The 20649-nt window shown below is 73.3% G+C and carries 14 protein-coding genes; 5 read left to right on the top strand and 9 right to left on the bottom strand.

Annotation, left to right across the window (positions count from 1 at the left end):
• The first annotated feature begins 29 nt into the window (after positions 1–29).
• Complete coding sequence (locus HNR57_RS28115) at positions 30–1826, top strand: bifunctional metallophosphatase/5'-nucleotidase (RefSeq protein WP_184564187.1); 1797 nt, start codon at positions 30–32, stop codon at positions 1824–1826.
• Between the two features lie 13 nt (positions 1827–1839).
• On the opposite strand, the gene HNR57_RS28120 is transcribed toward HNR57_RS28115, so the two are convergent.
• The 6 genes from HNR57_RS28120 to HNR57_RS28145 form a co-directional block, all read right to left on the bottom strand.
• Complete coding sequence (locus HNR57_RS28120) at positions 1840–3258, bottom strand: lysine N(6)-hydroxylase/L-ornithine N(5)-oxygenase family protein (RefSeq protein WP_184564189.1); 1419 nt, start codon at positions 3256–3258, stop codon at positions 1840–1842.
• On the bottom strand, positions 3255–4655 hold the full coding sequence (locus HNR57_RS28125; RefSeq protein ID WP_184564191.1) for a pyridoxal phosphate-dependent decarboxylase family protein: 1401 nt from the start codon (positions 4653–4655) through the stop codon (positions 3255–3257). The genes HNR57_RS28120 and HNR57_RS28125 overlap by 4 nt, the downstream gene beginning before the upstream one ends.
• Before the next feature lie 320 nt (positions 4656–4975).
• Positions 4976–7468, bottom strand: a complete 2493-nt coding sequence (gene pepN, locus HNR57_RS28130) for an aminopeptidase N (protein WP_184564193.1) — start codon at positions 7466–7468, stop codon at positions 4976–4978.
• 67 nt (positions 7469–7535) lie between these two features.
• Positions 7536–8087 carry a response regulator gene (locus HNR57_RS28135; protein WP_184564195.1) on the bottom strand — a complete coding sequence of 184 codons (552 nt, stop codon included), beginning with the start codon at positions 8085–8087 and terminating at the stop codon, positions 7536–7538.
• Between the two features lie 138 nt (positions 8088–8225).
• On the bottom strand, positions 8226–8576 hold the full coding sequence (locus HNR57_RS28140) for a chorismate mutase (RefSeq protein WP_184564197.1): 351 nt from the start codon (positions 8574–8576) through the stop codon (positions 8226–8228).
• Between the two features lie 20 nt (positions 8577–8596).
• Positions 8597–9070 carry a GNAT family N-acetyltransferase gene (locus HNR57_RS28145; RefSeq protein ID WP_313674975.1) on the bottom strand — a complete coding sequence of 158 codons (474 nt, stop codon included), beginning with the start codon at positions 9068–9070 and terminating at the stop codon, positions 8597–8599.
• Positions 9071–9195: 125 nt separating this feature from the next.
• Here HNR57_RS28145 and HNR57_RS28150 point away from each other — a divergent pair, with 125 nt between their 5' ends.
• Positions 9196–10083 (top strand): hypothetical protein, encoded by an 888-nt coding sequence (locus HNR57_RS28150; protein ID WP_184564199.1) that lies wholly within the window; start codon positions 9196–9198, stop codon positions 10081–10083.
• A 39-nt stretch (positions 10084–10122) separates the two neighbouring features.
• Here HNR57_RS28150 and qcrB read toward each other — a convergent pair whose 3' ends face one another.
• The 3 genes from qcrB to HNR57_RS28165 form a co-directional block, all read right to left on the bottom strand.
• Positions 10123–11778 carry a cytochrome bc1 complex cytochrome b subunit gene (gene qcrB, locus HNR57_RS28155; protein ID WP_184564201.1) on the bottom strand — a complete coding sequence of 552 codons (1656 nt, stop codon included), beginning with the start codon at positions 11776–11778 and terminating at the stop codon, positions 10123–10125.
• 111 nt (positions 11779–11889) lie between these two features.
• Positions 11890–12624, bottom strand: a complete 735-nt coding sequence (locus HNR57_RS28160; protein WP_184564203.1) for a vWA domain-containing protein — start codon at positions 12622–12624, stop codon at positions 11890–11892.
• A gap of 13 nt (positions 12625–12637) precedes the next feature.
• Positions 12638–13369, bottom strand: coding sequence for an ABC transporter ATP-binding protein (locus tag HNR57_RS28165; RefSeq protein WP_184564205.1), 732 nt, complete (start codon positions 13367–13369; stop codon positions 12638–12640).
• 138 nt (positions 13370–13507) lie between these two features.
• On the opposite strand from HNR57_RS28165, the gene HNR57_RS28170 reads away from it, so the two are divergent.
• Genes HNR57_RS28170 through HNR57_RS28180 form a run of 3 tightly spaced genes read left to right on the top strand, consistent with a single transcriptional unit; the run spans position 13508 to position 20552 of the window.
• On the top strand, positions 13508–16843 hold the full coding sequence (locus HNR57_RS28170) for an FtsX-like permease family protein (RefSeq protein ID WP_184564207.1): 3336 nt from the start codon (positions 13508–13510) through the stop codon (positions 16841–16843).
• Positions 16843–19575: a thioesterase domain-containing protein gene (locus HNR57_RS28175; protein ID WP_184564209.1), complete on the top strand. Its 2733-nt coding sequence runs from the start codon at positions 16843–16845 to the stop codon at positions 19573–19575. Before HNR57_RS28170 ends, HNR57_RS28175 begins: the two co-directional genes overlap by 1 nt.
• On the top strand, positions 19572–20552 hold the full coding sequence (locus tag HNR57_RS28180) for an ABC transporter ATP-binding protein (RefSeq protein WP_184564211.1): 981 nt from the start codon (positions 19572–19574) through the stop codon (positions 20550–20552). Before HNR57_RS28175 ends, HNR57_RS28180 begins: the two co-directional genes overlap by 4 nt.
• Positions 20553–20649 lie beyond the last annotated feature (97 nt).

The following is a 20649-nucleotide window of genomic DNA, read 5'->3' on the forward strand; positions in this document are numbered from 1 at the left end:
CGTTCACAGATTCCGCAGGGGAGCCAGACATGCCGTTGAACCGCCGGAAGTTCCTGGAGAAGTCCGCCGTGACCGGGGCGGGGGTGGCGCTGGCCGGTGCGGTCTCGGCGCCGGGTGCGCAGGCGGCCGAGGCGAAGCGGGGTGCCAAGCGGTACGCGTTCACCGTCCTGGGGACGACGGACCTGCACGGCAACGTCTTCAACTGGGACTACTTCACGGACAAGGAGTTCGACGACAAGGACCACAACGACGTGGGCCTCGCGAAGGTCTCGACGCTGGTGAACCGGGTCCGTGCGGAGAAGGGCCGTCGCAACACGCTGCTGATCGACGCGGGCGACACCATCCAGGGCACGCAGCTGTCGTACTACTACGCCAAGGTCGACCCGATCACGGCCGAGGGCGGCCCGGTGCATCCGATGGCGCAGGCGATGAACGCCATGGGGTATGACGCGGCGGCGCTCGGCAACCACGAGTTCAACTACGGCATTCCGGTGCTGCGGAAGTTCGAGCAGCAGTGCCGATTCCCGCTGCTGGGGGCGAACGCGCTGGACGCGAAGACGCTGCGGCCGGCGTTCGCGCCGTACAGCATGCACCGGCTGCGTACGCCGTTCGGGCGGGACGTGAAGGTGGCGGTGCTGGGGCTGACCAACCCGGGCATCGCGATCTGGGACAAGGCGAACGTGCAGGGGAAGATGACGTTCCCGGGTCTGGAGGAGCAGGCGGCGAAGTGGGTGCCGAAGCTGCGTTCGATGGGTGCGGACGTGGTCATCGTGTCGGCGCACAGCGGTTCGTCGGGGAAGTCGTCCTACGGTGACCAGCTGCCGTACATCGAGAACGCGGCGGGTCTGGTGGCGGAGCAGGTGCCGGGGATCGACGCGATCCTGGTCGGGCACGCGCACACGGAGATCCCGGAGTACTTCGTCACGAACAAGGAGACCGGCAAGCAGGTCGTGCTGTCGGAGCCGCTGAAGTGGGGTCAGCGGCTGACGCTGTTCGACTTCGAGCTGGTCTGGGAGAAGGGCTGCTGGAAGGTCGAGAAGGTGGGCGCGAAGGTCCTCAACTCCAACACCGTGGAGGAGGACCCGAAGATCACGAAGCTGCTCTCGGACGAGCACGAGAAGGTCGTGGCGTACGTCAATCAGGTCATCGGCACGAACGCGGCGGAGATGGCGTCGGCCGAGGCGCCGTACAAGGACGTGCCGATCATCGACCTGATCAACCACATCCAGGCGGACACGGTGAAGCAGGCGCTGGCGGCCACGGAGTACGCCGCGCTGCCGGTGCTGTCGCAGGCGGCGTGCTTCTCGCGCAGTGCGCGGATCCCGGCCGGTGAGGTGACGATCCGGGACGTCGCGGGTCTGTACGTCTTCGAGAACACGCTGGAGGCGCGTCTGATGACGGGTGCGCAGATGAAGGCGTATCTGGAGTATTCGGCGAACTACTTCGTGCAGACCGCGCCGGGCGCTCCGGTGGATCCGGCGAAGCTGACGAACGCGAACGGCACGCCGGACTACAACTACGACGTGGTGAGTGGTCTGACGTACGAGATCGACATCGCGAAGCCGGCCGGTTCACGGGTGACGAATGTGCGGTTCGGGGGGCAGCCGCTCGCGGACGACGCGAAGTTCGTGTTCGCGGTGAACAACTACCGGGCCAACGGCGGCGGGAACTTCCCGCATGTCGCCGCGGCCCCGTTGCTGTGGTCGAACTCGGACGAGATCCGCAACACCATGATCGCCTGGGTGAAGGCGAAGGGGTCGATCGACCCGGCCGTCTTCGCGGCGGTGGACTGGAAGCTCACGCGCGAGGGCACGCCCGTCTTCTGAGAGGCGCGCCTCGTCACCTTCGGTCGTCGACGAGCGGGGTCAGTGCGGGTGCCTCGCGGGGCGGCGGGACGTGTGCCCGCTGGGTGAGGCCGAAGGTGGTGAAGGCGGTGCGGGCGGGGAGGGCGTAGGCCTCCCCGCCCGTCAGTGTGTTGAGGATGATCGCGCTGCGCCAGGCGGCGAGGCCGAGGTCGGGGGCGCCGACGCCGTGGGTGTGGGTTTCGGCGTTCTGGACGTACACCGTGCCGGTGACGGACGGGTCGAGGACGAGCCGGTAGTCCTCGTCGATGCGGGGGCGTTCGCTGTTGTCGCGGCGCATGTAGGGGTCGAGGCCGGCGAGGATCCGGTCGTGGGGGCATTCGCGGTAGCCGGTGGCGAGGACGACGGCGTCGGTGGTGAGGCGGGAGCGGCTGTTCTGCAGGTCGTGCTCCAGGTGCAGTTCGACTTTGGTCGTGGCGATCCGGCCGGCGGTGCGGAGGTGGACGCCGGGGGTGAGGACGGCGTCGGGCCAGCCGCCGTGCAGGGTGCGGCGGTAGAGCTCGTCGTGGACGGCGGCGATGGTGGCGGCGTCGATGCCTTGGTGGAGCTGCCACTGGCCGTCGAGGAGCCGGTCGCGGGTGGGTTCGGGCAGGGCGTGGAAGTAGCGGGTGTGGTCGGGGGTGAAGTGCTCCAGGCCGAGCTTGGAGTACTCCATGGGGGCGAACGCTTCGGTGCGGCCCAGCCAGTGGAGTTTTTCGCGTCCGGCGGGCCGGTTGCGGAGCAGGTCGAGGAAGATCTCGGCGCCGGACTGTCCGATGCCGACGACGGTGACGTGCTCGGCGGCGAGGAGGGCGGCGCGGTGGTCGAGATAGTCGGCGGCGTGCACGACGGGCACGCCGGGGGCTTCGACGAGAGGCTTCAGGGGGTCGGGGACGTAGGGCTCGGTGCCGATGCCGAGGACGACGTTGCGCGTGTAGGTCCGGCCGAGGGCTTCTGCTTCTCCGTCGGTGTCGAGCTGGGTGAAGTCGACTTCGAAGACGTCGCGTTCGGGGTTCCAGCGGACGGCGTCGACCTGGTGGCCGAAGTGGAGTCCGGGGAGGTTCTCGCTGACCCAGCGGCAGTAGGCGTCGTATTCGGCGCGCTGGATGTGGAAGCGCTCGGCGAAGTAGAAGGGGAACAGCCGTTCGCGGGACCTGAGGTAGTTGAGGAAGGTCCAGGGGCTGGTGGGGTCGGTGAGGGACACCAGGTCGGCGAGGAACGGGACCTGGATGGTGGCGCCGTCGATGAGCAGGCCGGGGTGCCAGCCGAAGGCGGGGCTCTGGTCGTAGAAGACGGTGTCGAGGCCGCCGAGGGGGTGGGCGAGCGCGGCGAGGGAGAGGTTGGCGGGGCCGATGCCGATGCCGACCAGGTCGCGGGGGGCGTCGGGCTCTTGGTGCGGGTGCGGAGCGGGGTTCATCTGGGGGTGTGTCCTTCCACGAGTGTGGCTCGGCTCGCTGCCGCGAGGTGCAGCAGGGCGGCCAGGTCGTCGGGCCCGGTGGCCGGGTTGAGGAGGGTGGCTTTGAGCCAGAGCCGGCCGTCGAGGCGGGCCCGGCCGAGGACGGCGTGGCCGTCGGTGAGCAGCGCGCGGCGTACGGCGGCCACGGTGGTGTCGGTGGCGCCGGTGGGCCGGAACAGCACCGTGCTGATGGCGGGCGGGGCGTGCAGGTCGAAGCCGGGGTGGGCGTCGACGAGGTCGGCGAACTGCCGGGCGTGGGCGCAGACTCGGTCGACGAGTGCGCCGAGGCCGGTGCGGCCGAGGGTCTTGAGGGTGACGGCGAGTTTGAGGACGTCGGGGCGGCGGGTGGTTCTGAGGGACCGGCCGAGCAGGTCGGGCAGGCCGGCCTCGGTGTCGTCGTCGGCGTTGAGGTAGTCGGCGCGCTGCCGCAGAGCGGCGAGATCGCGGCCGTCCCGGACCGCCAGGAGCCCGGCGGCGACCGGCTGCCAGCCGAGTTTGTGCAGGTCGAGGGTGACGGTGTCGGCGGTGCCGAGTCCGGTGAGGCGGGTGCGGTGCCGGTCGCTGAAGAGGAGGCCTGCGCCGTAGGCGGCGTCCACGTGCAGCCGGGCGTTGTGGGCGGCGCAGCGGGCGGCGATCTCGGGCAGCGGGTCGATGAGGCCGGCGTCGGTGGTGCCGGCGGTGGCGGCGACGAGCAGCGGGCCGTTCAGGCAGGTGAGGGCCTGGTCGAGCGTGTCGGGGTCGAGTGTGCCGTGCGGGGTGGGTACGACGACGGGCTGGGGCAGGCCGAGCAGCCAGGCGGCGCGGGGCAGGGAGTGGTGGGCGTTGGCGCCGCAGACGAGCCGGACGCTTGCGCCGTGGGTCTCCCGGGCGAGGAGCAGGGCGAGCTGGTTGGATTCGGTGCCGCCGGTGGTGATGAGGGAGTCGGGGGTCGCGGGAGTGCCGCTTCCGTGGATCTCGCGGGCCAGGGCCGCCGTGACCAGCCTCTCCAGCTCCGACGCTCCCGGGGCCTGGTCCCAGGAGTCCAGGGAGGGGTTGAGGGCGGAGGCCGCCAGGTCCGCCGCGGTGGCCACGGCGAGCGGGGGGCAGTGGAGGTGGGCGGCGCACAGGGGGTGGGCGGGGTCGGCGGCGGTCTCGGCGAAGGCGTGGACGAGGGTGCGGAGGGCGTGTGGGTCGCCCCGGTCCGGGAGGATGTCTCCCACCGCGTTCCGCAGCCGCGCGGCGACCTGGTCCGGGCCGCCCGCGGGCAGCGGCCCGCCGCGGGCCCGGGAGCCGGTGTCCAGCGCGTCGAGCACGGTGTGGAGCAAGGACCGCAGGGCGTGCGGGCCGTCGGGGCCCGATGCGAGGGGCGGCGTGCTCATGGGCTGACCTCCGGGGCGCGGGTGGCGGCACGCCCGACAGCCCAACGATCCAACCCGGGTGGAGGTATTTCTGTGCGCGGGTGTCAGTTCCCGAACCCGGCGGCGTGACCGCCGGGGCGGGGCGGGTGGCGTCCCGGAACCCGCGCTTCAGGTCGTCCAGTCGGCCGAAGGTTTCGCGGCGCAGGGCGCCATAGGGCCCTCGGACCCGGGCCGGGGTCGCGTTCCCGACGGCTGTATCGCCCTCAAGGCCGGGCCGGGGCCCAGGGCTGGGGGCGGCCGGTCCGCCGCTGCGGCGGGAGGGCGGCCGCCCGAGCCCCCGGTCAGGCCCCCTGCGCTCCCCGCACCCGCAGCGCCCGCTTCAAGTCGTCCAGCTGGTCGACGAGTTTGCGGCGCAGCGCGGGGGTCGGGTCGCCGTCGTGCAGGCAGGTCTCGCCGAGGTGGAGGTTGTCCTCGTCCACGGCGTGGGCGGGGAAGGCCCAGCGGCCTGCCGCCTCCGCCATCGCGGGGCCCCGGCGGTCGGCGACGGCGACCGCGTCGGGGTAGTAGCGCGCGACGTACTCGCGTACCAGGTCGGCCTGTTCGGGCTGCCAGAAGCCACGGGCGGTGGCGGTGAAGAGGTAGTTGGACAGGTCGTCGGAGCCGAACATGGCCTCCCAGGCGCGGGCCTTGGCCTCCGGGTCGGGCAGGGCGGCGCGGCAGCGGGCGGCGCCCTCCTGGCCGGTGGCGCTGGGGTCGCGTTCCAGTTCGGCGGCGATGGCGGGCTCGTCGGTCGCGCCGAGGACGGCGAGCCGGGCGAGTACGCGCCAGCGCAGCTCGGGGTCGAGTTCCGGGCCGCCGGGGACGGTGCCGTCGGCGAGCCAGGCGGCGATGGTGTCGGGGTGGGCGGCCACGTCGATGCGGTGGCGTACTGCGATCAGGCGCAGGCCGGGGTTGTCGCCGTCCTCGGTGCGGCGGATGAGGTCGCGGCACAGTTCGGAGAGGGTGGCGAGGGCGGCGGGCCGCTCGTCGGGGGTGAGGTAGCGGTCGGCGATGTAGGCGGAGGCGAAGGCGAGTACGCCCTGGACGATGGCGAGGTCCGTCTCCAGCGGGAGGTGGGCGCGGGCGGTCTCCAGGTAGGCGCCGGGGGCGAGTTCGCCGTCGCGGACGGCGTCCCGCAGGGCGTTCCAGACGACCGCGCGGGTGAGCGGCCGGGGCAGGCCGGACAGGTCCTTGCGGACGGTCTCGAAGGACTCGGGGTCGAAGCGGACCTTGGCGTAGGTGAGGTCGCCGTCGTTGAGGAGGAGCAGGGCGGGCCGCTTGCCGATGGGGTGAGGGCCGGTCTGCGGGAGGTCCAGGTGGAGGCTTTCGCGCAGGACGAGCTGCCCGCCGTCGTCGCCGAGGTCGCGGTCGTAGAGGCCGGCGGCGATGCGGTGCGGGCGGCTGCCGGCGCGGTCGACGGTGAGGGCGCAGGTGCCGTGCTCGCCGGGGGTGATCCGCGGGGTGAGGGTGTCGACGCCGGTGGTGCGCAGCCAGGCGTCGGCCCAGGCGTGGACGTCACGGTCGGTGGCGCTCGCGAGGTTGTCGATGAAGTCGGCGAGGGTGGCGTTGGCGAACCTGTGCCGGGCGAAGTGGGTGTTGATGCCGGCGAGGAAGTCCTTCTCGCCGAGCCAGGCGACCAGTTGCCGCAGCGCGCTGGCGCCCTTGGCGTAGGAGATGCCGTCGAAGTTGAGCAGGGCGGAGGCGGTGTCGTCGACGGCCTCGGGGGCGACGGGGTGGGTGGAGGGGCGCTGGTCGGCGTCGTAGCCCCAGGACTTGCGGGTGACGCCGAAGTCGGTCCAGGTGTCGGTGAAGCGGGTCGCTTCGGTGAGGGTCTGGTAGCCCATGTACTCGGCGAAGGACTCGTTCAGCCAGATGTCGTCCCACCACTTGAGGGTGACGAGGTCGCCGAACCACATGTGGGCCATCTCGTGGGCGATGACCATGGCGCGGGTCTGGCGTTCGGTGTCGGTGACGGCGGAGCGGTAGACGAACTCGTCGCGGAAGGTGACCAGGCCCGGGTTCTCCATGGCGCCGGCGTTGAACTCGGGGACGAAAGCCTGGTCGTAGGAGTCGAACGGGTAGAGCTCGTCGAACTTCTCGTGGTAGCGGTCGTAGCACGCGCGCGTGACGTCGAGGAGTTCGTCGGCGTCGGCGTCGAGGTAGGGGGCGAGGGAGCGGCGGCAGTGCAGGCCGAAGGGCAGGCCGCGGTGCTCGGTGCGTACGGAGTGCCAGGGGCCGGCGGCGACGGCGACGAGGTAGGTGGAGATGAGCGGTGTGGGGGCCGCTTTCCATACGCCGTCCGTCTGTTCGGTGATGCCGTTGGCGAGGACGGTCCAGTCCTGCGGGGCCTTCACCGACAGTTCGAAGACGGCTTTCAGGTCGGGCTGGTCGAAGGCGGCGAAGACGCGCTGGACGTCGTCCATGAACAGCTGGGTGTAGACGTAGGTCTCGCCGTCGGTGGGGTCGGTGAAGCGGTGCATGCCCTCGCCGGTGCGGGAGTAGCGCATCCGGGCGTCCACGAGCAGTTCGTGCTCGCCGGCGGTGAGGTGCGGCAGGGCGAGCCGGTTGCCGTCCAGGGATTCCGGGTCCAGGGGGTGTCCGTCGAGGGTGACGGTGCGCAGCTCGGCGGGCTTGAGCTCGACGAAGGTGTTCCCGTCCACGCGGGTGGCGAACCTGATCAGGGTGCGGGAGTCGAAGGTCTCGTCTCCGCCGGTCAGGTCGAGTTCGATCGTGTAGTGGTGGACGTCGAGGAGCTCTGCTCGGGTCTGCGCTTCGTCGCGCGTCAGTACGGACATGCGTGACATGCTGCCTGATGGCGTGGGCGAGGCACAGAGGCGGATCGGTACGTGCCCAATGTCCGCTCTAGGTGCGGTCCTTTTCGAGCTCCCCGGCGTGCGCCCCCATGGGCCGCTGCGTGGGCACGCGCGCGTCGGGATGCGGCAGTCCGGGGCGCGCGGGGTGTGCGGCGGTCTCGGTGTGCTCCCCCGCGAGGGCGCGCAGGCGGTGCACCTCCCTCTCCAGGGCGAGATGGCGCCGGTGGGCGTCGTAGAGGTAGCGGACCTTGGTGCGCAGGGCCCAGGGGTCGACGGGCTTCATGACGAGGTCGGCGACGCCGAGCCCGAAGGCGGTCGTGGTCAGTTCGTGGTCGGCGCCGAAGCCGGTGAGCAGGATGACGGGGATGTGCTGGGTCTGTTCCACGCGCCGCATGTAGCGCACGACTTCCAGTCCGCTGACGCCGGGCATGCGCACGTCGAGCAGCAGCAGGCCGACCTGGCCGCGGAGGACCTGCTTGAGTGCCTCGTCGCCGCTGGTGGCCCGGCCGAGCTGGTAGCCCAGCGGGGCCAGGGCGCTCTCCAGCGCGTACAGCGTGTCCTCGTGGTCGTCGACGATGAGGATCCTGGTATCCGACGGCATGGCCCGACGCCCCTCCCTGTGGAGGACCAGAGTAAGTCCGGGACGCTGACGCGGTGTGCTCGTCAGCTGACATGCTGTGCACAGCGCAGCATGCCGCGCGCGGGCCGTCGTGTCACTCCCCCCGGGGCGTGCGCGAGGTCAGCCAGCGCCGGTGGAGGAGCCGTTGAGCGCCTCGTCCGCGATGCGCTCGTGGTGGCGGATGACCTCGCCGACGATGAAGTTGAGGAACTTCTCGGCGAAGGCCGGGTCCAGCTTGGCGTTTTCGGCCAGGGCGCGCAGCCGGGCGATCTGGCGGGCCTCGCGAGCGGGGTCGGCGGGCGGCAGCTGGTGGCGGGCCTTGAGGTGGCCGACCTGCTGGGTGCACTTGAAACGCTCGGCGAGCATGTGGACGACGGCCGCGTCGATGTTGTCGATGCTGTCGCGCAGCCGGGCGAGCTCTTCGCGGACGGCGGGGTCGGCGTCGGGGGAACCGGTGTTGCTGGTGGTCATGGGGCGTCAGCCTACGGGGATCACGCAGGGTGGCCGCCGGCCGTCTCATCCTTCGGCAGGGAGATCCGTTTGTGGAAATGGACGTCCTCGTGGCCGCCGGGGACGCCGGGGATGCGGGCCCGTTCCCGGAAGCCGAGCGCCGGGTAGAAGCGGGGTGCCTGGAAGCCGTACGTGGAGACGATCATGTCGGTGCAGCCGCGCCGGGCCGCTTCGGCCTCCGCCGCGCGCATCAGCCGGCCGCCCCAGCCGGAGTGGCGCTGGTCCTCGCGGACCCAGAGCATGTCCACCGAGCACAGGGTGCCCCAGGTCCAGGCGGTGAGCCCGCCGACCAGGTCGCCGGCCTCGTCGGTGACGCGCACGGAGAGAGGTTCGGTGACGGCTCCGCCGGCGGCGGCGGTGTTGAAGGCGGTCAGCTCCTCGTCGAGCCGCTTTTCGAGATCGTCGTCCTGGCCGCCCACCCGGAGCGCGGCGACGGTGTGCTGTTCGCTGGTCACGGCGCGGATTCTGCCCGAGGTGCCGGGCGGTGACGACCGGTTTTCGCCGTCTTCGCGCCCGTCCGCGGCGGGTCGCGTCCTCGTACAGTGGAACCGGGTTCCGGGGCGTCCTTTGGGGGTGAGGCGTGGCGAGCGGCGGGCCGGTCGAGCACGGCTACCCGCATCTGGAGACGGTGCGGGCGGCCATCACGGCACTGTACAAGCGGCTGTCGTACGACACCGTGCGGACGTTCGCGACGAGCGTGCTCCCGGCGGATGTGGCTTTCTGCGACACCGACGACCTGTATCTGGGGGCGCAGCGGGTGGCGCACGAGCTGGTGCGGCACTACCGGCTGCCGGATGCCCGGCTGGTCGTGAGCTTCCGGGAGATGCGGCACGCGGCGAGCGTGGAGCTCGCGGCCGGGCCGGAGTACTTCGTGGAGCTGAACGACCGGTTCCGTACCCATCGGCGGGACATCGGGGCGGCCCTGGCGCACGAGGTGATGCACGTGTACCTGCACCGTCTGGACCTGTCCTTCCCGGGCGTGCGGGACAACGAGATCCTCACGGACACGGCGACGACGTACCTGGGCGCGGGGTGGCTGCTGCTGGACGCGTTCCGGGAGGACGGGGCGTCGTCGCAGAAGCTGGGGTATCTCACGCCGGAGGAGTTCGGGTACGTGCTGGCGAAGCGGTCGCTGGTCTTCGGTGAGGACCCGTCGGTGTGGTTCACCAGTGCGCAGGCGTACACGGCGTATGTGAAGGGGATGGAGCTGGCCCGCCTCGACGAGCGGCAGCCGCCGCTGACGGCGGCGGGGTGGGCGGGGCGCCGGCGGTACGCCCGGGACCGGCGTCACGGGCCGTCGGATTCGCCGCAGCCGGGGGTGCGGTACGCGTTCTCCCCCGACGGGGTCGGGCGGTTGCGGGTGTCGTTCCCCTGCCCCACGTGCCACCAGCGCATCAGGGTGCCGGTCCGGGGACGGGTCCGGGCACGGTGCGCGCTGTGCCGGAGCGTGCTGGAGTGCGACACGTAGGGCGCGCCGGGTGGGAGTGCACGCGCCGGGGCCCGGTCGTCAGTGCTGGTGGTCGCCGCTGGTGATCTCCCGGTACTCCTCCACCGTCGGCTTCTCGATCCGTGCGTCGGGGCCGAACATGGCCTTGGCGAGACGGGCTCGCAACCGCTCGGACCGCTTGACCTTGCGGCGGACGCCCCCCGCGTCGACCTCGCGCCCGACCTCGTACGGCGGGTTCTGCTCGTGCTGGGTGAGGGTGAACCGCTCGGCCTGGGCGAGGGGCTCGTGCACCTCGATGTACTCGCCGGTCGGCAGCCGTTTGATGGTGCCGGTCTCCCGGCCGTGCAGAACTTTGGCGCGGTCGCGGCGCTGCAGGCCCATGCAGATCTTCTTCGTGACGACGAAGGCGACGACCGGCAGCACGAAGACGCCGATCCGCACGAACCAGGTGATCACGTTGATGGACAGGTGCAGATGGGTGGCGACGATGTCGTTGCCGCCGCCGATCAGCAGCACCGCGTACAGGGTCAGCCAGGCCACGCCGAGGCCGGTGCGCACGGGTGCGTTGCGCGGCCGGTCGAGGATGTGGTGCTCGCGTTTGTCGCCGGTGATCCACGCCTCGATGAAGGGGTAGAGGCCGAGGGCGAGCAGGATCAGGGGGAAGAGGGCGAAGGGGATGAACACACCGAGGACGAGTGTGTGGCCCCAGAGGTTGATCTCCCATCCCGGCATCACCCGGATCAGGCCCTCGGAGAAGCCGAGGTACCAGTCGGGCTGGGCGCCGGTGGTGACCAGGTCGGGGCGGTAGGGGCCGAAGGCCCACACGGGGTTGATCTGGGCGATCGCGCCCATCACCGTCAGCACGCCGAAGACGAGGAAGAAGAAGCCCCCGGCCTTGGCCATGTAGACCGGCAGGAAGGGCATCCCGACGACCGACCGCTCCTTGCGTCCGGGGCCCGGGAACTGGGTGTGCTTGTGGTAGAAGACCAGGATCAGATGGGCGGTCACCAGGCCCAGCATGATGCCCGGCAGCAGCAGGATGTGGACGGGGTACAGCCGCGAGATGATGTCCTCGCCCGGGAACTCCCCGCCGAACAGGAAGAACGACAGGTACGTCCCGACGATCGGGATGGACAGGATCGCGCCCTGCGCGAAGCGGATGCCGGTGCCGGACAGCAGGTCGTCGGGGAGGGAGTAGCCGGTCAGGCCGGTGATGATGCCGAGCATCAGCAGGGTCCAGCCGAAGACCCAGTTCAGCTCGCGCGGCTTGCGGAAGGCGCCCGTGAAGAACACCCGCATCATGTGCACCAGCATGCCGGTGATGAAGACCAGTGCCGCCCAGTGGTGGATCTGCCGGATCAGCAGCCCGCCGCGCACGTCGAAGCTGATGTCCAGCGTGGACTCGAACGCCCTGCTCATCAGGACGCCGTTGAGCTCCGTGTAGGAGCCGTTGTAGACGACCTCCTGCATGCTGGGCTCGAAGAACAGGGTGAGGTAGACGCCGGTGAGGATCAGCACGACGAAGCTGTAGAGGGTGACCTCGCCCAGCATGAACGACCAGTGGTCCGGAAAGACCTTGCGCATGTTGGCCTTGGCCAGGGCGTACAGCCCGAGCCGCCCGTCCGCCCAGTCGGCGAGCTGCTCGCCCTTGCCCGCGGGCGGCCTCCGGTGGGCGGAGTCCGTCCCGTACACCCGTCGTGCGCCGTCGTCGCCCATGCGTCGTCGCCTCCCCGTCGGATCCTTCCCAGCGTGGCACGGCCTCGCGACCGTGCAAGCGGGGCGTGGGCCAAGGGGCGGGGCGGCTGGGCCAAGGGGGCGAGCGGGCGGTCAGCGGCCGGCGGGGTCCCGGACGATCCTCTGCGCCCGGGCGGCCACGAGCCACTTGGGGAACTCGCCCGTCAGCCGGTCGTAGAGCTCGGCGTCCGAGACCTTCCGCGGGTCCTTGCCCGCGTGGAAGAACCCGGCGTTGTCGACGATCCGCTTGCCCGGTACGGCCAGCTCGTCGAGCTTGCGCAGGAAGTCGAACTGCTTGCTGCCCGGGTCGCCGAACCCGATGAACTGCCAGAACAGCGGAAGCCCGGCGGCCTTGCACAGGTACCGCTCCGCGGCGAGTTTGTTGATCGGCCCGCCGTCGGTCTGGAACACCACCAGGGCGGGCTCGGCCGTCCCGCTGTCGAGGTAGTGGTCGATCACGGCGTCCATGGCCAGGTGGTAGCTCGTCTTGCCCATGTGCCCGAGCCCGGCGGCGATCCTCTCGATCCTGCCCCGGTGGTCGGCGAGCGCGATGTCGGTGACGGCGTCGACGTCGGTGGAGAAGAACACCACGGGCACGCTGCCGTCGTCGTCCAGATGCGCCGACAGCCCGAGGACCCGGTCGGCCAGCGCCTGGACACTGCCGTCCTGGTAGTAGGGCTTCATCGAGCCGGAGTAGTCGACGACGAGGTAGACCGCGGCCCGCACTCCGGTGAGGCCGTGCCCGGCGAGGGACGCCCCGGCGCTCTTGTAGAGGTTCACCAGCGCGGGAGCGGTCTCCTGGACCTTGCTCAGACTGATCGCGACCATGGCCCGCATCCTCTCACTCCTCGGTGACCACCCCGTCGCTCAGCTCCAGCACCCGGTCGGCCAGACCGAGGAGTTGAGGGTCGTGGGTGGCGACGAGGGCCGAGACGCCCTCGCTGCGGACCACGGCCCGCAGCAGCTCCATCACCGCCAGGCCGGTGGCGGCGTCGAGCTGGCCGGTCGGCTCGTCGGCAAGCAGCAGGGCCGGCCGGTTGGCGAGGGCCCGGGCGATGGCGACCCGCTGCTGCTGTCCGCCGGACAGCTCGGCTGGCCGCTGTGTCTCATGGCCGGCGAGACCCACCAGGGCCAGCAGCAGCGCCACCCGCTCCTCGCGTTCGCGCGGCTCGGCCCGGCGCAGCCGCAGCGGCACGCCCACGTTCTCGGCGGCGGTGAGGATGGGGATGAGCCCGAAGGACTGGAAGACGAAGCCGATCCGGTCGCGGCGCAGTTCCAGCAGCTCGCTCTCGCCGAGCGCCGACAGGTCGGTGCCGTCCACGACGACACGGCCGCTCCGCGGGGTGTCGAGGCCGCCGATCAGATGGAGCAGGGTCGACTTGCCGGAGCCCGACCGGCCCTTGAGAGCGACCAGTTCCCCGCTGCGGACGGTGAAGGAGGCCCCGCGCAGCGCGTGCACGGCCCCGGCCCCGGTGCCGTAGGAGTGGTGCAGGTCCTCCACCCGCAGCATCGGCCCGCCGGACGCGTCGCCGACGAGGGCGGCGCCGGTTCCCGGACTGGTGTTCTCGGTCATCACCGCATCCCATACGGAACCGGTCCGCATGGTCAAGAGCGGGGCGACCCGGGTTCGAACTCATGTGCCGGGTGGGGAACTCCGTGATATGCATGCCGGGTTGGGGGATCAGAGGCTCGCGCATCGGGTGGGGGAAGAGTGACGGGCTTACTGCTGCTGCGCCTGCGCGCGCACCGGCTGCTGCTCACGGCCGCCCTGCTCGCCGTCCTGCTGACCACCTCGGTGCTCGCCGCGCTCACGGCCTACTCCGGCTCCGTCGGGGACGCGGCGCTGCGCGGCGCCCTGGGCGGCCGGGCCGCGGCCTCCGCCTCCCTCGTCGTCGAGGCGGACGTGCCCCGGGAGCGGCGGGACGCGGCGCAGCGGGCGGTGGTGCGCGGGGCGCGGGATGCGTTCGGCGGGCTGCCGGTGACCGTGCGGAGGCTGGAGCGGTCCGGGCCGTACGCGCTGCCCCGGTCCCTGCAGGGCGCCGAGGCCGGCGCCGGGGAGCCCGACCTCACGCACCTCGCCGCCCTCGACGGGTCACGGATCAAGCTGCTTTCGGGCACCCTGCCGGGCCCGGCCCCGGCGTCCCGCTCGGCCGCCGTGCCCGTGGCGCTGCCCGAGGCTGCCGCCGACCGGCTGGGGCTGCGCCCCGGAGCGCGGGTCACGCTGACCGACCGGCTGGGCGGCGATCCGCTGCGGGTCCGGGTGACCGGCGTGTACCGGGCGGCCGACAGCTCCGATCCCTACTGGCAGGCCGACCCCCTCGGCGGACGGGGCATCCGCACCGTCGCCTTCACCACGTACGGGCCGCTGCTGGCCCACGGGTCGGTGCTCGCCTCGGGCCGCGTCTCCGAGGACGCCACCGGCTGGGTGGCGACGGCCGGCTTCCGCACCCTGACGACCGACGGCATCGGCACGCTCCGCTCGGCGGCCGTCCGGGCGGCCGGGGCGCTGCGCGAGGACCCGGCGCTCGGGGGCGACGCGGATGTGCGGACGGGGCTGCCCGAGGTGCTCGACCGGACCGAGCGTGGCCTGCTGGTGTCCCGGTCCACGCTGCTGATCGTCTCGGTGCAGCTGGTGCTGCTCGCCGGGTACGCGCTGCTGCTGGTGGCCCGGCTGCTGAGCAGCGAACGGGCGGGTGAGACCGAGCTGCTGCGGGCCCGAGGCGGATCGCGCGGGCGGATCGCCGGGCTCGCCGCGCTGGAGGCCCTGCTGCTGGCGGTCCCCGCCGCCGTCTGTGCCGCGCTGCTGTCCGGCCCGCTGGCCCGGCTGCTCGCCCGGTGGTCCTCGCTCGACCGGATCGGCCTGGGGCTCGACACCGCCCCTGTGGGTCCGGTGTGGCTGGTCGCGGGCGGGGTGGCGGCGGCCTGTGCGATGGCGGTGGTGGCACCCGCGCTCGCGGCGACGACGGGAACGCCCGTACGGCTGCGGCGGGTCCGGGCCGCGGCGTCGGCCGCGCCCGTGCGGGCCGGAGCCGACGTGGGGCTGCTGCTGATCGCGGGAGTGGCGTACTGGCAGCTGGACCGGCAGACCGACGCGACCGGCGGCGGAGTGCTCAGCCGGGACCGGGCCGGGGAGCTGGGCATCGATCCGCTGCTGGTCGCGGCGCCCGCGCTGGCACTGCTGGCGGGCACGGTCCTGACGCTGCGTCTGCTGCCGTTCGTGGCCCGGCTCGCGGAGCGGCGGTCCGCGAGCGGGCGTGGACTGCCGGCGGCGCTGGCGGGCTGGCAGTTCAGCCGGCGTCCGCTGCGCGGGGCGGGCCCGGTGCTGCTGCTGGTCATCGCCGTGGCGACGGGCATGCTGGCGATCGGGCACGGCGCGTCCTGGGACCGGTCGCAGGACGACCAGGCCGACTTCAGGACGGGCGCCGACGTACGGGTGCTCGACTACCGGCCGGGCAGCCCCGGGCAGACAGGCCTTTACGCGGCGCTGCCCGGCGCCGTGGACGCCGCTCCCGCGCACCGCGCCACCCTGAGCCTGTCCGGGGACCGCCGGGCGACGGTCCTCGCCCTGGACACGGCACGCGCCCGGGACGGGATGCTCATGCGCCAGGACCTCTCCGAGGAGCCCCCGGCGCGGCTGCTGCGGGCCCTGGCGCCGCCCGAGCCGGACCAGGACCGGGCCGTGCGGCTCCCCGACGGCACCCGGCGGATCGCCCTCGACATGCGGATCACCGACGAGCGGGCCCCGGCGAAGCGCTCCCCCTCCGATCGCGCGCCGCTGCTCACGGTGGTCGTCGAGGACCGGTACGGCATCGCGTACCGGCTGGGCGGCGGCATCGTCCCGGTGGACGGCCGGGTCCACCGGATCGCGCTCGACCTGGACGGGACGGCGGCGGGCCGCCGGGCGGCCCCGGCCGGGCCGTTGCGGCTGACCGGGTTGCAGCTCGACGACACCTCCCCCGTCAACCGTCCCGAACGACACCGTTTCACCGTCGAGCGGTTGCTCGCGACCGGCCGCGACGGCTCCGCGCGGACCGTCCCGGTGCCCGCCGGGACGCGCTGGCAGGGCAGCCGGACCGTGACGCAGAACGGCGAGGTCGTCTCCCGTGCGGCCACCAGGCCCGCCGCGTCGGGGAACGCGCCGCTGGCCGTGTCGTACGGCACCGGCGCCGACCGCGACGACGGCTACGGCGCCCAGCCGATCTACACCGTCCGCGTCGACACCACCGGAGCCGAGGTGCCGCGCAGCCTCTCCGCCGTCGCCAGCCGGGACTTCCTGCGGGCGGCGGGAGCCCGGCCGGGCGACACCATCGACGTGCCGCTGTCCGGGGAACAACTGCGGGTGCGGATCGTGCGGTCGGTCCAGGAGCTGCCGACCACCGCCACCGACCTGGCCGGGGAGACCCTGTCCGGCGGGGCACTGCTGCTCGATCTGCGGGCCGTCGACGCCGTGCTGGCGCAGCGGGCCAGCACGCCGCTCACCCCCACCGAGTGGTGGGTGAGCACCACGCCGGGCAAGGAGGCCGAGGTCGCCGCGGCGCTCAGGGCGCGCCCCGACGTCGAACCCGGGCAGGTGCTGGTGCGGGACGAGACCGCGGCCGAGCTGCTGCGCGATCCGCTCGGCGCCGGGCCGCGCTCGGCACTGACGGCGGTGGCGGTGGCCGCCGTGGCCCTCGCCGCCGGGGGGTTCGCGGTGAGCGCCGCCGGTGCGCGGCGGGAGCGGTCCGCGGAGTTCGCGGTGCTGCGCGCCCTGGGTACGCCCCGCCGGGATCTCGCCCGGCTGGTCGTGACGGAGCAGAGCCTGCTCATCGGTGCCGGTCTGCTCGCCGGGCTCGGCCTCGGCACGGTCCTGACCCGGGCCGTCGTCCCGCTGATCGTGCTGACCTCCGGTGCCGCACGGCCTCTCCCGCCGGTCCTGGTCGAACTGCCGGTGTCCCAGGTGGCTCTGCTCCTCGCGGGGGTGGCGGCCCCGCTGCTGCTGATCACCGTCGCGGCGGCGCTGCGGCGTGCCGAGCCGGCGGTCGCGCTGCGCCACCAGGGGGAGGACTGATGCCGCCGAACGCACAGGGAGCCTCCTGGGTGCGGACCCGGTTGCGGGCCGCGCCCTGGCCGGCCGTCGTCTTCGGTGTGCTGGTGCTGGTCACGGCGTTCCTCGCGGCCGTCCTGCCCCGGGCCGTCGAGGCGTACGAGACGGACGGGCTGCGCGAGGCCGTCGCGACCGCCGCCCCCGAGTCGACCGTGCTGGAGCTGAAGACGGAGCAGCCCGGTCTCAACCGTCCGGAGGAGGCCCGGGCCGACGAGTTCCGGCCGGAGGCCCTCGCGGCGGTCGACGCCCGGGCGCGGGCGCTGCTGCCCGAGCCGCTGCGGGTGGACCCGGCCGAGTCGGCGTACGGGGTGCGGACCGGCAAGAGCCTGCAGGCGCTGGACGCGTGGCTGCCCCGGCCCGACGGGCTGCTGCCCCGGTTCACCCTGCTCGCGCAGTCGGGTGCGGCCGGCCACGCCACGGTGCGGGAGGGCCGGCTGCCCACCGCCGACGGCTCGGTGAGCGTGGACACCCGGACGGTGGAAGGGGCCGTGACCGCAGAGACGGCCCGCACGCTGCGGCTGCGGGCCGGCTCCACCCTCACGCTGGACGGCTTCATGAACGGGCCGCTGACCGTCCGCGTCACCGGCGTCCTCCAGCCCCGGCATCCGGAGCGGAGCTACTGGTCCGCGGAACCGGTGCTGCGGACACCGGCCATGGCGAGCAACGGCGGCCGTCCGCCCCAGTTCTACTGGGAGGCGGGCGTCCTGCTGGCGCCGGGTGCCGCCCCGGCCCTGCTCGGCGGGCAGGGAGAGCCGGAGCGGTACTGGCGGTTCGCGCCCGCGACCGGCCGGCTCACCGGGGCGGACACCTCGGCGCTGGTCGAGCGGATCGCGTCCCTGGAGGACGGGCCCGCCCTGGTGCGGATGCGCGCCGTCGCCGGACCGACGGCGCAGTTGTCCACCGGCCTGGAGCAGGTCGTGGGCGCCTACACGGAGACGCGTGACGCCGTCGCGCCGGTGGTCGCCGTGGCGGCCTTCGGGATCACCGCGGTCGCCTTCGTCGTCCTGGTGATGAGCGGTGGCCTGGCGGCCGCCCGCCGCGAGGGGGAACTCGCCCTGCTGCGGGCCAGGGGCGGTTCCCTGCGCGGCATCGCCGGGCGGCTGCTGGCCGAGAACGCGGTGCCGGCGGTGCCCGCGGCGGTGTGCGGTCTGCTGCTCGCCGTGCTCGTCGTGGACGAGGCCCGGCTGCTGCCCGCCGTGCTCGGGGCGGGTGCCGTGGCCATGCTGGCCTGTGCCGCGCTGCCGGTGCGTGCGGCGGTGGCGCATCGCAGGCCGCGGGCGCACCAGGGGCGCGACGACCTGGCCGGGGCCAGGCCCGGTGGGCGTCGTACCGTCGCCGAACTGACCCTGCTGGTCCTGGCGGCGGGCTCGGTGCTGACGCTGCGCCGCCGCGGGCCGGCCGGGGACGGTGATCTGCTGGTGAGCGCCGCCCCGGTGCTCGTCGCCCTGGTGGCGGCGCTGGTCCTCGTCCGGCTGTATCCGCTGCCCCTGCGGTGGGCCGCGGGCCCGGCCGGACGGCTGCGCGGTGTGGTGGGGTTCCTGTCCCTGGCCCGCGCGGGCCGCTCACCGGCGACGGTCGCCACGCTGCCGCTGCTCGCCCTGCTGACGGCCCTGACGACGGCCGCGTTCGGGGGGTCCGTGCTGGCGGGCGTGGCGGACGCCCGGGACCGGGCCGCGCTGCTGGAGACGGGCGCGGACGCGCTGATCACCACTCCCGACGGCTCCCCGCTCGCGGCGGGACTGGCACGGTCGGTGGGGGAGGTGGCGGGCGTGCGGCAGGTGACGGCCGTGGGCGTCGAGTTCGCCTCGGAGCGCGCCTCCGACGAGGCGCGTTCGCTGACCGTGGCCGGGGTCGAGCCGGACTCGTACGGGGAGCTGGCAGGGCGGATGGGGCTCGGGGGCTTCTCGGCCGACCGGCTGCGGATGCGGGGCGGGGTGCTGGACGCGGTCGCCTCCCCGGAGGTCGCCGAGCGGCTCGGGCGGGCGCCGCGCAGGATCGTGACCGACGCGGGGCCCCTCACGGTGCGGATCACCGCGGTGCGCCCCCGCACCCCGGCCGTCCCCGAGGGCGAGTTCCTCCTGGTCGACGCGGCCGGGCTGAAGGGCTCGGCCGGTCCCTCGATGCTGCTGGCAGCTGGTGCCGGGCTCGACACGAAGGCGCTGCGGGCGGCCGTGCGCGGCGCCGGTTCCGGCCTCTCGGTGACCCTGCGGAGCGCGGAACGGGCGGCGCTGTCCGACGCACCGTTGCAGGCCGGTGCCGAACGGATCTACGTCTGGGCCGTCGCCGCGGGCGCGGGCTATGCCGTACTCGCCCTGGTGCTCGGGCTGGTGCGGTCCGCGCCGGAGCGGGCGGCGCTGCTGGCCCGGCTGCGCACCCTCGGTATGACGACCCGCCAGGGGCGGCGCCTGCTGAGCCTGGAGGCGCTGCCCCAGACGCTGCTCGCCGCGGGCGGGGGCATGGCCGTCGGCTGGGCGACGGTACGGCTGCTCGCCCCCGGCATCGACCTGGACCGGCTCGCCCTGGCGGACACGTCCGGTGTCACGCCGCCGGACGCCGTGCTGCGGACCGACCTGTGGTCGCTGGCCCTGCCGGCCGCGGGCGCGGTGCTGCTGGCGGGGGCGGTGGCCGTCGCGCAGGCCTGGTGGGCGGGACGCCGGACACCGATCAGCCACCTCAGGGCAGGAGACATGCGATGAGCGGTACGACGGAGTCGCTGGAGGAACTGGAGCGCCGGGTGGCGCGGCGCCGCGACCGGCCCGCGTACGGGCACGACGCCCTGATCGCCTGCGACCGGCTGGTGCGGATCTTCTCCCGGCGCGGCGGCGGCGACGCGGTGGAGGTGCAGGCCCTCCAGGGGCTCGATCTCCTGGTGCGCGAGGGCGAGTTGATGGCGCTGGTGGGAGCGTCCGGCAGCGGCAAGTCGACGCTGATGAACATCCTCGCCGGCCTGGACGTCCCGACCGCGGGTGCCGCGAAGGTCGCGGGCCGGGATCTGCTGACGATGGACGGGAAGGCGCGGTTGCGCTACCGGCGTGAGGTGGTGGGCTTCGTCTGGCAGCAGACGGCCCGCAATCTGCTGCCGTATCTGACGGCAGCACAGAACGTCGCCCTGCCCATGCAGCTGGCGGGCACCTCCCGGCGCAAGCGGGCCGGGCGGGCGGACGAGCTGCTGTCCCTGCTCGGCGTCGCCGACTGCCGTGACCGGCGTCCGCAGGCGATGTCCGGTGGCCAGCAGCAGCGCGTCGCGATCGCCGTCGCCCTCGCCAACGCCCCCGCCGTCCTCCTCGCCGACGAGCCGACCGGCGAGCTGGACTCGGCGACCGGGCAGCAGGTCTTCGCGGCGTTCCGCCGGGCCAACGAGGAGCTGGGCACGACGATCGTCATCGTCACGCACGACCAGGCGGTCGCCGGTGAGGTCCGCCGCACGGTCGCGATCCGCGACGGCCGCACCTCGACGGAGGTCCTGCGCCGCACGGAGGTCGACGAGGCGGGCCGGGAGTCGCTGGTGTCGCGTGAGTACGCGATGCTCGACCGCGCGGGCCGCCTCCAGCTGCCGGCCGAGTACACGGCGGCCCTGGGCATGGCGGACCGGGTGCTGCTGGAGCTGGAGGAGGACCACATCCAGGTCTGGCCGGACGCGAACGGCGACGAGAGCGGCGACGAGACCGGCTGAGGAGGTGCGACAGCGCCTGCCCGGTCGTCCGGTCGGGGACTGTTGGGCAGACGCTGTCGGTGTTCCGTACGCCGTTGTACGGGACGTCTGGTGGGGT

Source organism: Streptomyces paradoxus (assembly GCF_014202475.1).
In the GTDB taxonomy this organism is placed as follows: Bacteria; Actinomycetota; Actinomycetes; order Streptomycetales; family Streptomycetaceae; genus Streptomyces; species Streptomyces paradoxus.